This is a genomic window from Citreicoccus inhibens (assembly GCF_019039035.1).
Lineage (GTDB): Bacteria > Myxococcota > Myxococcia > Myxococcales > Myxococcaceae > Citreicoccus > Citreicoccus inhibens.
Genome location: NZ_JAHNZT010000036.1, coordinates 18,077 through 31,444, shown reverse-complemented (window position 1 = coordinate 31,444; position 13,368 = coordinate 18,077). Strand labels below are relative to the sequence as shown.

At 70.5% G+C, this 13,368-nt stretch carries 12 protein-coding genes; 8 read left to right on the top strand and 4 right to left on the bottom strand.

Translation table 11 applies throughout. The features are described 5' to 3' along the window. Nucleotide 1 precedes the first annotated feature (1 nt). Together KRR26_RS29840 and KRR26_RS29835 are read left to right on the top strand one after the other, a co-directional pair. Nucleotides 2–1,570 carry a mucoidy inhibitor MuiA family protein gene (locus KRR26_RS29840; protein ID WP_120206290.1) on the top strand — a complete coding sequence of 523 codons (1,569 nt, stop codon included), beginning with the start codon at nt 2–4 and terminating at the stop codon, nt 1,568–1,570. Between the two features lie 90 nt (nt 1,571–1,660). Further along, a complete protein-coding gene (locus tag KRR26_RS29835) occupies nt 1,661–2,683 on the top strand; it encodes a hypothetical protein (protein ID WP_217081458.1) in 1,023 nt (340 codons plus the stop codon). A 3-nt stretch (nt 2,684–2,686) separates the two neighbouring features. Here KRR26_RS29835 and KRR26_RS29830 read toward each other — a convergent pair whose 3' ends face one another. Beyond that, nucleotides 2,687–3,457, bottom strand: a complete 771-nt coding sequence (locus tag KRR26_RS29830) for a class I SAM-dependent methyltransferase (protein WP_120206292.1) — start codon at nt 3,455–3,457, stop codon at nt 2,687–2,689. 281 nt (nt 3,458–3,738) lie between these two features. On the opposite strand from KRR26_RS29830, the gene KRR26_RS29825 reads away from it, so the two are divergent. After that, nucleotides 3,739–4,311, top strand: a complete 573-nt coding sequence (locus KRR26_RS29825) for a thioredoxin domain-containing protein (RefSeq protein WP_217081457.1) — start codon at nt 3,739–3,741, stop codon at nt 4,309–4,311. After that, on the top strand, nt 4,308–5,807 hold the full coding sequence (locus KRR26_RS29820) for a methyl-accepting chemotaxis protein (RefSeq protein ID WP_120206294.1): 1,500 nt from the start codon (nt 4,308–4,310) through the stop codon (nt 5,805–5,807). The genes KRR26_RS29825 and KRR26_RS29820 overlap by 4 nt, the downstream gene beginning before the upstream one ends. Here KRR26_RS29820 and KRR26_RS29815 read toward each other — a convergent pair. Beyond that, entirely contained in the window at nt 5,779–6,258 is a 480-nt protein-coding gene (locus tag KRR26_RS29815) for an acyl-CoA thioesterase (RefSeq protein WP_120206455.1), read from the bottom strand. The genes KRR26_RS29820 and KRR26_RS29815 overlap by 29 nt on opposite strands. A 96-nt stretch (nt 6,259–6,354) precedes the next feature. Between KRR26_RS29815 and KRR26_RS29810 the strand changes: the two genes are divergently transcribed. From KRR26_RS29810 to KRR26_RS29800, 3 genes are read left to right on the top strand one after another with little or no spacing between them, the layout of a single operon-like run. Further along, nucleotides 6,355–6,906, top strand: coding sequence for a cupin domain-containing protein (locus KRR26_RS29810; RefSeq protein WP_236069331.1), 552 nt, complete (start codon nt 6,355–6,357; stop codon nt 6,904–6,906). Then, nucleotides 6,896–8,695: a metallophosphoesterase gene (locus tag KRR26_RS29805; protein ID WP_120206295.1), complete on the top strand. Its 1,800-nt coding sequence runs from the start codon at nt 6,896–6,898 to the stop codon at nt 8,693–8,695. Before KRR26_RS29810 ends, KRR26_RS29805 begins: the two co-directional genes overlap by 11 nt. Nucleotides 8,696–8,754: 59 nt before the next feature. Then, complete coding sequence (locus KRR26_RS29800) at nt 8,755–10,398, top strand: alpha-amylase family glycosyl hydrolase (RefSeq protein WP_217081456.1); 1,644 nt, start codon at nt 8,755–8,757, stop codon at nt 10,396–10,398. Nucleotides 10,399–10,440: 42 nt separating this feature from the next. Here the strand turns inward: KRR26_RS29800 and KRR26_RS29795 are convergent, their stop codons facing one another. Beyond that, nucleotides 10,441–10,824: a hypothetical protein gene (locus tag KRR26_RS29795; protein WP_120206297.1), complete on the bottom strand. Its 384-nt coding sequence runs from the start codon at nt 10,822–10,824 to the stop codon at nt 10,441–10,443. Nucleotides 10,825–11,054: 230 nt separating this feature from the next. Here KRR26_RS29795 and KRR26_RS37060 point away from each other — a divergent pair, with 230 nt between their 5' ends. Then, nucleotides 11,055–12,701 (top strand): jacalin-like lectin, encoded by a 1,647-nt coding sequence (locus tag KRR26_RS37060; protein WP_233576911.1) that lies wholly within the window; start codon nt 11,055–11,057, stop codon nt 12,699–12,701. Nucleotides 12,702–12,710: 9 nt separating this feature from the next. On the opposite strand, the gene KRR26_RS29780 is transcribed toward KRR26_RS37060, so the two are convergent. Beyond that, nucleotides 12,711–13,307, bottom strand: coding sequence for a hypothetical protein (locus tag KRR26_RS29780; protein ID WP_217081455.1), 597 nt, complete (start codon nt 13,305–13,307; stop codon nt 12,711–12,713). Between the last annotated feature and the right edge of the window lie 61 nt (nt 13,308–13,368).

The following is a 13,368-nucleotide window of genomic DNA, read 5'->3' as shown; positions in this document are numbered from 1 at the left end:
CATGTTCGCGCTTCCGCTGCTCCCCTTCCTCGCGCTCACCGCCGCGCCCTCCGTGTCTTCCGTCATCGTCCACCCGGACCGCGCCCAGGTGACCTGGGCGCAAGATGTCGCCTGCGACGGCGCCACCACGGTGGTCTTCGAACCGCTGCCCGCCTCGGCCCCTCCGGCGAGCTTCCGCGCCTCGGTCCAGGGCGCCTCCCTGGTGGGCTCCTCCGTCGAGCGCGTCCCCCACCGCGCGGAGCTGACGCGCGACCTGGAGACCTGGCGGACCCGAGAGCAGAACCTGAACCGGGAGCTGGCCGCGCTGGCCGTCCCCCAGGCCCGAACGCACCACCTGGAGCAACTCGCGCGCGACTCCACGGACGTCGCCGCGGCGCGTGTCACGCAGGAGCTGACCCGCCCTCAGCCAGATTCGCGAGGCTGGGCCGCGGGCTTCGACGCCGCGCTCGAGCTGGGCATGCAGGGCATCCATGAGGCCCGGTCGCTCGAGGAGAAACGGCAGGCGCTCGAGTCGCAGCGAACCGAGGCGCTCACGGAGCTGGCTCGGCTCCAGGAACTCGATGCGCGCGGCGAGTATCGGGTCGAGGTGCGGCTCACCTGCCCCGCCGCATCCCGGCCTCATGTGGAATTGTCCGCGCTGCTGGGCGGCGTGAGCTGGGTGCCGACCTATGAGGCGCGCGCGGACGAAGCGCACCAGCGCGTGGAGCTGACCACCCTGGCCACGGTGCGTCAGGAGACTGGACTGGACTGGGCTGGCGCTCGGATCTTCATCTCCACCGCGCTCCCCTCCGAGGACGCCACACCGCCCGTGCAGGAGCCGATCTATCTCATGGCGAACAGCCAGCCCGAGCCCCAGCCGGTGCTGGTGCGGCGCGAGTCGACGCCCCAGCACGCGGAAGTGGCCAGCCCGACGCCCGCATCCGAGGGCAAAGGCCTGCGCGTCATCGACCAGGGGCTCTCCGTGCAGTGGGAGGCGCTGGAGGTGACCACCATTCCCGGCGACGGGACGGCGGTGCGGGTGCCGCTGGGGCGGCATGTGCTCGCCGCGGAGTTCTCCTGGCGCACGGTGCCCAAGCTGCGCCCTGTCATCTACCGCGTGGCGCGGATGACGAACACCACGCCCTTCGCGCTGCTGCCGGGGCAGGTCAGCGTCTTCCGGGACTCGGCCTTCTTGGGGCGGCACTCCCTGGGACGCGTGTCCACGGGCGCTCCGTTCGAACTGACCTTCGGTCAGGACGAAGGGCTCCGCGTCCAGCGCACCGTGATGGATGGGGTCATGTATCGCAAGGGATTCCTGGGCAACCAGACGCGCTTCCGCTACGCGTATCGGTTCCTGCTCACCAACCTTCACCCGAGCCCCGAGACCGTGGTGCTCTCCGAGCACGTGCCCGTCTCCGAGATGAAGGACGTGAAGGTGGAGCTGGAGACACAGTCCACCCCGGGCTACTCGCTCGCGAAGATGGACGGCATCGCGGAGTGGAAGGTCCCGCTCGCACCGGGCGAGACACGCCCCGTGGAGCTCATGTTCCACGTCGATGTTCCGTCCAGCTACGACACGGGCGACCTGTAATCTTCCAGCGTCTCCGGCCGAGCCCGTCCAGGCACGGCACCGCGCATCAAGCGAGCGGTGCCGCGCTGACCGTGGGAGACTCGCGGGCGCATGAACGACTGGATTCCCCAGCTCGCGCCGGGTGTGGACCTCCGGCGCCTTCCGCTCGGCCCGGAAGAGGGCTTCGTGCTGTCGCGCCTGGACGGACGCACCCGGGCCCGCGACCTCCAAGCCCTCACGGGCCTGCCCACGGAGCGCATCCACGCCATCCTCACGCAGCTCGTCGCCCAGGGTGCGCTCGTGCCCGATGCCGCCGCGCCCGCCGTCGCGCCCCGTCCCGAGCCGGAAGCGGAACCCGAGCTGCTCCTCACCGCCGAGCCGGAAGCAGACGCGGAGGGCGAAGCCTCCGAGCCCCTCGACGACGAACCCGAGGACGCACTCGTCACCTATCGCCAGCGCTTCGAGACGCGCCTGCACGCGCTCCCCGAGGACCAGCGCGTTGCCCTGGCTCGCGCGGCGGAGGAGCCGGACCTGAGCGCGCTGTGCTTCGACCCGGTGCCCGCCGTCATCAAGGCCGTGCTGGAGAACCCCCACGTGGGGCTGACGCATGCGCGGCTCGTGGCGCGACACCATCGAAACCCGGTGGGGTTGGAGGCGGTGGTCGCGCGCGCGGCGTTCGCGGCGGATGTGGGCGTGCGCCGATGGCTGGTGCGCAATCCCCAGCTCCCCAGTGGACTGTTCCGGCGACTCTGGGGCGCGCGCCGGCTCCTGGAGCAGCACAAGCTGACGGTGGACCGAGACATCCCCGAGGGCACGCGCCGCGCCGCGCGCGAGGTGCTCCGTCAGCGCTTCGCCAGCGGCCCCGCCGAGGAGAAGGCCGAGCTCATCCTCAACACCGAGGGCCGCGCGTTGGGTGCGCTCGTAGGCATGCCCGTGGATGGCAAGACGACGTCGCTCCTGTGTGGGCGCACCTATCGCTCTGCCATGCTGGTGCAGAACATCGCGCGGTGGAGCGCGGCGCCCCCCGCCCTCATCGCGCACCTGCTCAAGCAGGAGCTGGTGCGCCGTCAGCCCCCACTGCGCCTGATGCTGGCACGACACCCCAACGCCCCCGCCGAGGCGAAGCGCGGCTGACGGCTACGGCCGGCGCGCCGTGATGATGTGCTGGTAGAAGCCGGTCTCCTCGGGCGTGTACCAGCGAGGGTCCACCAGCCCGGCCCGCGTGAGCGCGCGCTCCAGGTCCACGCGCTGGAGCGCGCGGTACACGCCGGTGTGCTCGGTGGTCTGCCACGTGCCGCCATCCTGGCGCAGGATGAACTGGTGCACCGTGTACTGGCCGCCATCGGCGGACCAGTCCCAGAGCTGGAAGAGGATGCGCCGCCCCTCGGGCGTGTCGAGCACCCGCTCCGAGGTGAAGCGCGGGCGCCCTTCGCGCAGCACGTCGTAGTCCCGGATGCTCGCGAGCAGGAGCCCCTCGGGCACCAGCCGCGACGCCATGGCGCGCGCCGCCGCGTCCAGGTCCGCGTCCGTGAGCAGGTGCGACATCGCATTGTCGAACGACAGCACCGCGTGGAAGGTGCCCGGCACCTGCGTGTCCAACCGGCGCATGTCCGCGATGCCCGTGGTGAGCGTCACGTTGAAGGCCCGGGCCTCGCGCTCCGTGCGGGCCACGGCGGCCGGGCTCAGGTCCGTGGCGTGGACGTGGTACCCGCGCGCGGCCAACCCCAGCGCCTGGGTGCCAATGCCACAGGCGCAGTCCAGCACCCGCCGAGGCGGGGGCGCGCCGGATCGCCGCAGCAGCGCATCCAGCACCGCGCCCTGCCGCTCCACCGACTGGGCCCAGTCCGCGAAGAGCAGGTGGTACTCCTCGGCCAGCCCTTCATAGAAACCCAGGACGGGGTCGTTCATGACGCGCCCCTTCCTAACAGCCGGCGCGCCCCTCGGGGCGGTCCCGTTCGGCCGCACCCCGCGCTCCCCCTCCAGGCGTACGGCCAGTGCGTCGGCGTGCTCGACTGGGTTGAACTCGACCCATCACTCTGGTCTGTTCGCAGCCGCTGGGCGAGTGCCGTCCCGCGCCCTGTCCCCACCTCGCAGCCGGGTCCATGCCTTCCGCCTCCGCTTCCGAATCCCCTGTCCGCGGCGTCCCCTTCTGGGGGCGATGGCGCCCACGAACGCGCCGCTGGGGACTCGTGGCACTCCTCGTGGGCTGGGGGCTCGCGGCGGCGGCGGGGGCTCGCGCGTTGTGGGTGCACGCGCTCACGGCGGGCCCCTCGGAGGCGGCGCCCTCGACCCTGCCCGCCGACCTCGCGGCGCGGACGCGCCCGGGGGCGTGGTCGCTGTGGGTGTTCGTCCATCCTCGCTGCCCCTGTTCGCGGGCCACGCTGACGGAGCTGGCGCGGCTCATGGAGGACTCGGCCGGGCACCTCACCACGCGCGTCTTCGTGGGGTCTCCGCGGCAGGCGCCGCGAGGCTGGGAGCGCGGCGAGCTGTGGGCCCAGGCCGCCGCCATTCCCGGCGTGGAGGTGACCGCGGACGTGGACGGCGCGATGGCGCGGCGGCTCGGCGCGCAAACCTCCGGGCAGGTGGTCCTCTACGGCCCGGATGGCACCCACCAGTTCAGCGGCGGGCTGACCGTCGCGCGGGGACACGAGGGAGACAGTGAGGGCGGACGCGCCATCCGCGCGCTGCTGGCCTCCCGCCCCGCGTCCTCTTCCTCCACCCCTGTCTTTGGCTGCCTGCTGGGCACGCCCGCCTCGCCATGAACATCCGCCTGTCCCACCTCGACGTGGAAGCGCGCGCGCAGGAGTTCCTCACCGCGCAGTCCCGCATCCTGCACCGCCGCACCGACCGCACGTTCGCCCTGCTGATGGGGTTGCAGTGGCTGGGTGGCATCGTGGCGGCGCTCATCGTCTCGCCGCGCACGTGGTCGGGGCTGGACAGCCGCGTGCACGAGCACGTGTGGGCCGCCGTGGTGCTGGGCTTCCTCTTTGGCAGCGTGCCCGTCGCGCTCGCGCTCGGACGTCCGGGGCGGGTGTCCACGCGCCACGTCATCGCCGTGGGACAGGCGCTGATGTCCGCGCTGCTCATCCACCTGACCGGTGGGCGCATCGAGACGCACTTCCACATCTTCGGCTCGCTGGCGCTGTTGGCCTTCTATCGGGACTGGCGCGTGCTGCTCACCTTCAGTGGCGTGGTCGCGGCGGACCACGTCCTGCGCGGCGCCTACTGGCCGGAGTCCATCTTCGGCGCGCACGGCGCGGAGTCCTGGCGCTGGCTGGAGCACGCCGCGTGGGTGGTGTTCGAGGACCTCTTCCTCATCGTGTCCTGCATCCATGGCCAGCGGGACTTGCGCGAAGCCGCCGAGCGCGAGGCCCGGCTGGAGCTGTCCCGGAGCGCGGTGGAGGAGCGCGTCGTGCGCCCCCTGGCCCGCTCCGCCCAGGCGCTGAAGGACGCCATGCGCACCCTCACGCTCGCCACCGCCGCGCAGCGCGAGACGCTGGGTCGCCAGGCGCAGGCGCTCCACGAGGCGCAGGTGACCGCGGAGGAGATTCGTCAGACAGCGCAGGTGGCCGCGCAGCAGGCGCAGCGCGTGCTCGCGACCACCGAGGACGCGGGCGACGTGGGCGCCACCGCCGAGTCCGCCATCAGCAGCAGCGTGAGCGCGCTCGCGGACATCCGCGCGCAGGCCACGGAGATCTCCGAGCGCATCCAGGGGCTGGAGACGCACACCGCTCAAATCGCCGGCATCGCGCAGGCGGTGAAGGACCTGGCGGACCAATCCAACGTGCTCGCCCTCAACGCCGCCATCGAGGCGGCCCGCGTCGGCGAGCAGGGCAAGGGCTTCGCCGTGGTGGCGCGAGAGATTCGCAGCCTCGCGTCACAGTCCGTGCAGGCCACGGGGCAGGTGCGCTCCGCCGTGGATGACACGCGCCAGGGCATCCAGGACGTCGTGGAGCTGGCGCGACGCGGCGCCGAGCGCATGGGTCGCGGAATGGAGGCCATCCAGGTCTCCGGCGAGAGCCTGCGCACGCTGTCCGGCATGGTGCGCGGCAGCTCGGACTCCGTCCGGCAGATCGCCGCCACCGTGGGACAGCAGGCCGCGGGGGTGGCGCAGCTGTTCACCGCGGTGACGGACCTGACCGGGCTCATGCAGGCCACGCTCGACCGCGTGGACGCCACGCGCGGCGCGGCCGAGACGCTTCAGGCGGTCACCGAGCAGGTGAACGCCGTCATCGAGACGTATCAGAAGCCGGACTGAACGACCGGCCCTCCAGCGCCTCGATGGCGGCGCGGATGGGCTGGGGCACCGGCACCTTCTCGTGCGCGGCGTAGCGCAGCGTGACGATGACGGAGCTGCCGCGCGTGTAGAGCACGCCGTCCTCCTCGCCCGCCACCGCGTGCTCGAAGGTGATGGACGCATTGCCGATGCGCGTGACGCGCGCCCCGGCCACCAGCCGCGCCGGGAAGACGACGGGCCGCAGGTAGTCCGCCTGCGTGGTGGCGAGGATGGGGCCCACTCCGCCCGGCGCGGTGTCCGCCCCCGCCGCCGTGGGGCCGGTCAGCCCGATGCGCGCCAGATAGGCGATGCGCGCGGACTCGAACCACGTGAAGGTGCGCGCGTTGTTCACGTGCCCGAACGCGTCCATCTCGCTCCAGTGGACGGTGAAGGGCACCACGATGGGGAAGTTCTCGAGGGGCGAAGCCGACATGCCCCCCAGGGTGCCCGAGCCCGCGCCGCCAGGGAAAGACATCCCGTGCATGCCTCCCCTCCAGGCAAGGGTGGAGGACATGGTAATTCAGGCGTCATGCCTCACCGACCCCTGCTCGCCGTGCTGACCGCCATGGCCCTGGGCACCGCCGCCCTGGCGTGGGCCCGCGACCCGGCGCCCCCTTCTTCCGAGCCCGCGCGTTCCGAGCCCGCGCGTTCCGAGCCCGCGCGTTCCGAGCCCGCGCCGGCCGCGACGCCTCGCTACCGCGTGTCCACCGCCGGGTCACCCCGCTACACGATTGCCGGCGGCAGGGGCCACGCGACGCTGATGCTCAACGCGAGCACCGGCGCGACCGCCGCGTCGATGTCCGTGCTGGAGCTGGACGCGGGCGGCGAGGTGCCCGAGCACGTGCACGCCACCAGCGCGGAGCTGCTCTACGTCCAGGCGGGCGCCGCGGACATGACCGTGAATGGCCAGGGGATGCGCGTGAGCGCGGGCGACGCGGTCTACATCCCCGCGGGCGCGAAGCACTCGGCGCGGGTGGTGACGCCGGGCCCCGCGTTCCGGGCCGTGCAGGTGTACGCGGGCCCTGGGCCCGAGCAGCGCTTCACGCAGGGGCCTCGGGAGGACGTGCGCAATGGCGGGTGAGCCCGAGCTTCGCAACCCGCCCACCCCGCTGGAGCCCGAGCCCATCGCCCGCCGCGTGCGCGAGCGAGGCAGCGCCACGGCAACCAAGCCGCACCACCACGCGGACATGGTGCGCTGGCTGCATCCCGGTCAGGTGTTCCGCACGGGGTTGGACGCGCTGGTGTCCACGGTGTTCGGCACGCGCGCGGACCTGCGGCTCATCGAAGCGGTGGTGCGGCCTCAAGAGCCCTACTTCGACTATTCGAGCGAGTCGGCGCCGAACGGCGAGTTCTGGCTCGACTACGTGTCAGACATTGGAGACGGCTGGGACTCCACGTACACGGTGGCGCGGCTGTTGGCGCTGCCCGAGCTGAACCTGCCGGTGCGCGGCGGCACGGCCACGCACGCGACGAAGCGCGGCCGGGTGCTCGTGTTCGGCGGAGACCAGGTGTACCCAGGCGCAAGCCGCGAGGTGTACGAGGAGCGCATGGTGCAGCCCTACGAGGCCGCCATGCGCCGCTCGCACCCGCCCAACCAGCCGGACCTGTTCGTCATCCCAGGCAACCATGACTGGTACGACGGCCTGTCTGCCTTCATGCGCCTGTTCTGCGCGCAGCGCTGGGTGGCCGGACGGCGCACGCGCCAGAGCCGCAGCTACTTCGCGCTGAAGCTGCCGCAGTCATGGTGGCTCATCGGCACCGACGTGCAGCTCAACAGCGACATCGACGTGCCCCAGGTCGAGTACTTCCGCAACGTGGCGCAGCAGATGGGCCCCGAGGACCGCGTCATCCTCTGCAACGCGGAGCCGGCGTGGATCATGGCCGCGTCCACGCGGCGCAAGGGCAGCTACCTGGAGAACAACCTGGAGTACCTCCAGGAGAAGGTGCTGGGCCGGCGCATCAGCGTCTTCCTCGCGGGCGACCTGCACCACTACCGCCGACACGAGGACGCCGCGGGCCGGCAGAAAATCACCGCGGGCGGAGGCGGCGCCTTCCTGCACCCCACGCACGCGCCCGCCGCGCCCACGCTGCGCGACGGCTACAAGCTCCAGAAGAGCTTCCCGGATGAGAAGACGTCGCGGAAGCTCGCGCGCAAGAACCTGCTGCTCATCCGGTACAGCCCCGGGTTCGGCGTCATCACCGGCACGCTGTACCTGCTCATGGCGCTGGCCGCCTACGCGGAGGTGGGCTCGCTCGGCGTGTCGCAGCTCCCCGAGGTGCTCACCGCGGTGGCCAACAACATGGTGAACCGACCGTGGACGCTCGCGCTGGGGCTCGTCACCATCGGCGGGCTCATCTCGCTGGCGGACGCGGCGTTCGGCAAGTGGCGCGCGCTGGTGGGCGCGGTGCACGGCCTCAGCCACATCCTCGCGGCGTTCCTCGTGTCGTGGGGCGGCACGTACCTGACGGTGAGCAAGCTGGGCATCTGTCCGGTGCTCACCGCGGACGGCTCGCATTGCGCGGACGGGTGGATGCACCTGGCCGGCAAGTTCCTCCTCTCGTGCACCTTCACGTTCATGGGGGGCTTCCTCGTCGGGCCGTTCCTCGTGGGGCTGTACCTCTGGCTGAGCGTCAACGTCTTCGGAGCACACTCCAACGAGGCGTTCGGCTCGCTCGCCCTGCCGGACTACAAGAACTTCCTGCGGCTGCGCATCGACGCGGACGGACGGCTCACGGTGTTCCCCGTGGGCATCGAGCGCGTGGCGCGCCACTGGAAGCCCACCGGCGCGGGGCCAGGCTCACCCGCCTTCGACCCGGACGACCCGAAGGCCACCGACCCCATGCTCATCGAGCCACCGCTGCGCCTGTGAGCAACGAACGCGCGGCGCCAGGCTGGTCGCCGCGCGCCATTCACTGCTAGAGCGAGCCCATGCGCTTCCCTCGCAGCGTGTCCCTGCTCGCCGCGGCCTTGCTGTCCGCCTGCGCCAACACCGCGCCGAATCCCGAGCCGCAACCGCTGTCCCCGAGCACGTCCCTCACCCTCATGCCTCCCGCGGGCGGGGCGTGGCACCGGGGCGCCGTGTTCTACGAGGTCTTCGTCCGCAGCTTCCAGGACTCCAACGGCGACGGCGTGGGAGACCTGCCGGGCCTCACCTCGCGGCTCGACTACCTGCGCGACCTGGGCGTGGACGCGCTGTGGCTGATGCCCGTGTTCGCCTCGCCCAGCTACCACGGCTACGACGTCACGGACTACGAGCGCATCCAGCCGGACTACGGCACGCTCGCGGACTTCCAGACGCTGTGCGACGAGGCACACCGGCGAGGCCTGCGCGTCATCCTCGACTTCGTCATCAACCACACCAGCGCGCAGCATCCGTGGTTCGTCGACTCGGCCGCCTCGCCCACCGCGGCGCACCGCGATTGGTATGTCTGGCGCGACCGCAACCTCGGCTGGAATCAGCCGTGGAGCCCCTACGCGAGCGACCCGACGTGGCACCCGCTCAATGGCGCGTACTTCTACGGCGTCTTCTGGAGCGGGATGCCGGACCTGAACCTCGCCACGCCCGCGGTCCGTGACGAAGTCAAGCGGCTCGCGTCGCTGTGGCTGTCGCGCGGCGCGGATGGCTTCCGCCTGGACGCGGCCCGCTACCTCATCGAGACGGGCGGTGGCCCGGGCCAGTCCGACACGCCGCAGACGCACGCCTTCTGGAAGGAGTTCGCCGCGCACGTGCACGCCGTCAAACCAGACGCGGTGCTCGTAGGCGAGAACTGGAGCGACACGCCGGTCATCGCCACGTACTACGGCGACACCGCGCAGGTGCCCGGCGGAGACGAGCTGTCCCTCAACTTCAACTTCCCCATGTCCGAGCGCCTCATCGCGGCGCTCGGCTCAGGGGACGCGAGCGGCATCGCGGGCAAGCTCGTCGACATGACCGCGCGCTATCCCGCGGGCGTAGCCGATGCGCCCTTCCTCACCAACCACGACATGGTCCGGCTGGCCACCCAGCTCCAGGGTGACTCCGTCAAGCTGGGCACCGCCGCCGCGTTGCTGCTCACGCTGCCCGGCGCGCCCTTCCTGTACTACGGCGAGGAGGTGGGGCTCGCCAACGGCGCGGGCAACAACGACGAGGCCAAGCGCACCCCCATGCCCTGGGACACGAGCACGGGCGGCGGCTTCACCACCGGCACGCCGTGGTACGGCTTCTCGACCGGCCGCGAGACGGCCAACGTCGCGGCCCAGCGCGGCGTCACCAGCTCGCTGCTGTCGCGTTACCAGGCCCTGCTGCGCGCGCGCCACGCCTCGGCCGCGCTCACGGCGGGCGGCCTGACGCTCCTCACGCCCCCCAACGGGGCCTCCCCCACGCTCGCCTACGTGCGCTTCTCGGGCGAGGAGCAGGTGCTGGTGGTGCACAACCTCTCCGGCGCGCTCGTCACCAGCGGGCCCTTCGCGGTGCCCGGCGACACCGCCGAGCCCCTCTTCACCGACCGGGATGTCCCCGTGCCCACGGGTGGCTCGGGCAACTGGCGCGTGCGCCTGCCCGCGCATTCCACCGGCATCTGGCGGCTGCGCTGAGCGCGACGCGCGGAGTCGTGCCAGACAGGACGACCCGTCAGGTCAGCGCGGGTCGAAGCACGTCACGTGGCCATTCGAGGCGGTGCACACGCCCCTCGGCGTCTGGGCGCATTTGACCTCGCCATAGTTGGCCACGCAGCCATAGCCGCACGCCGTCATGCCGTAGTTGCTGACGCACTGGGCTCGAGGAGAGTCGGAGTCGTGCTCGTGGCGGTGGTGGCCTCTCAAGGGCGGGTCCCAGCACACCACCTCGCCATAGTTGGCGGTGCAGACGCCCTCTTCCGTCTGGGCGCACTTCACCTGCGCGTAGTTCGCCACGCAGTGATAGCCGCAGGCGGTCTTCCCATAGTTGCTCACGCACCGAGGCTCTTCAGCCCTCGCGGAGACCCCACACAGCAACAACGCCAACACCACGATGCGGCTCATTCGCTTTCTCCCGAGGAAATCGGCCCGAGCCGCCTGGACGCACGCACCGTGCGACATATTCACGCGCCTCGCCCCATCGAGCATCCGAGCCAACGCAGGTGCGTCCTGACGTGACGCAGATCCGCCCCACGCTCGCCGCCATCCCCAGCGCAGGCGCTCTGGAGCGACATCGGGCCCATGGCTTGCACAGGCGCCCCGGCCGAACGCTGCCATCACCCTTGGGGGGCACCATGCCGAGCACGAGCGCATCCGGAACCTGGGTCCAATTCTTCGACGTGTGGGGCTATCAGCACGCGTACATCAACTTCACCGGCGCCCAGAACGTGCCGGAACTGGACGACTACAACTTCACCTTGTTCGGCTCCAGCTCCCCCAGCGGCGCGAAGGTGGGGGACCACATCGAGTCCTTGGTCACCGGGCCCCAGACGTGGCTGATTGTCTATGAAGACGAGGACTACAACGAGAAGCACTCGGACAAGAAGAAGCTGTACTTCGGCCCCAACTCCCTGGTGAGCGACCTGAAGGGCCAGTTCAACATGGGAGACAACATCGACAGCTTCCAGATGTACAGCTCGCAGCCCTCGGGCTGGCCGGGCGTCTCCAAGGCCACCAACGGCACCGTCACCCAGCTCGCGGTCGTGGACGGCGAGGAGACGTTCTCCACGGTCGCCAGCGACATGGAGGACCTGGTCGGCGCGCTCATCAATCTCATCCCAGACGTCGGCGGCTTCCTGGGGGACCTGCTGGACATCTTCTGGCCCTCCACCACCGACATCAACGCCGTGTGGGAGGCCATCCAGCGCTTCGTCGTGAAGGCTGTCTTCACCGGGGTCGAGTCCTCGGTGATGAGCCAGATCGAGGATGAGTTCACGGGCGTCCTCAACGCCATCAAGCTGTATCTGAATGACGGCCTCTACAACGAGTATGACAGCCTCTGTCAGCTCCTCGCGGACCGGGCCCCGTTCTTCACCTACAACGCCAGCCATCCCGCGTCCCAGTACCCCACCCAGAAGCTTCCCTATACGTCCGCCTACTTCACGGTGGCCCTGGCCGTGTACAGCGCGCGGTGGCGCTACTTCGATCAGATCTACGCCTCGGCGCCCTGGTACGGCACGGAGGGCGCCCAGAAGCGCGAGGCCTTCAAGCAGGCACTGGACGCGTTGCTGGCGGACGCGACTCCCGCGCTGAAGGTGATGGCGAAGCAAGCCTTCGTGGAGCAGCAGGCGTGGGCCCAGACCCAGCTCCAGTTCAACGACGCGGAGAAGTTCCTCTACACGCAGCAGTTCGTCGTCAACGTGCTGGGCTGGGTGAACCTCTCGTACATGTGGCCGTGCTTCGGCTCCACGGGACAGGTGCCCATCGAGAGCTACGTGCACGCCGTGACGGGCCCGCTGGGCGGGGCTCGGAATGTGTCGGGCGGCGGCCACGAGAAGGACGCCGCCACCAACGACCAGGACGTCACCCGCATCCTGCTGCGCTCGGGCAGCCGGGTGGACTGCCTCCAGATATGGCTTGATGGCGTCCAGCAGCCGATGCGCGGCACCGCGAGCGGCAGCGACGTCTGCGACGTCACCCTCTCGGTGGGGGAGTACGTCATCGCGGCCTTCGGGTGCGGCGGGAACATCGACTCGGGGTCGATCAATCAAATCTACCTGCGCACCAACCTGGGCCGGCAGTTCGGCGGCGGCGCACCGGCGAGCACGCAGTTCCAATCCCTCTCACCCCAGGGCGTTGGCGCGTGCCTGTCCGGGTTCACCAGCGCGCTCCAGGGCTCCACGCTCAACAGCGTGTCGTTCATCTGGCGCTTCGAGACGCCCACCACGCCCGGGTTCAACCCCATCGCGTGGCTGGACCTCCCCGGGCTCACGGGCGGGTAGCCCCGCGCCTCACAGCGAGGGGAACTCCACCACCACGGAGCCCAGCTTGACCAGCTCGTAAGTCTCCACGCGGGTGAGCAGGTTCTTCTTCTGCGCGACGAGCTGCACGCGGAAGTCAATCTGCCGCGACTCATGGTCCAGGAGCGCGTAGACCACGTAGAACTGCGCGCTCCGGACATTCGTGTCTGGATCCACGCTGAGCTGGATGTCGTCGGGGTTGGTGCTGCTGTTCACCACGCACTTGAAGCCCGCGATGGAGTGCTCGAGCTGGGCCTCGGCGGTGGTGCGCGCCTCGTGGCGGATGAGGATCTTCTTGTCCTGGAACTTGTACCAGAGGCTGCAGCCGCTCAGGTCCGCGGTGAAGAAGTAGTCGATGGAGTCGGATTCGAGGCTGATCTCGCAGCGGGTGAAGGCGCCGTTCGCCCACGGAAGATAGTGGGCGTTCGGTGTCGTGCTGACCGTGAGGACGGCGATCTCCCGGTCGGTCACCTTCTTCCCATCCCCGTCTCGGTCCGTGAACGCGACCGCGAAGTTGCCCGAACCGGGTGACGGAATGGGCCCCACGATGAGGGGCTTCTGCTTCGCCTTGACCGCTGTATTGCCCATGAGTTGCTTTGCCCCGGGTGTCCGCGCCTCGCCAGACGCTAGGGAGGCTTCCCGGAACGGT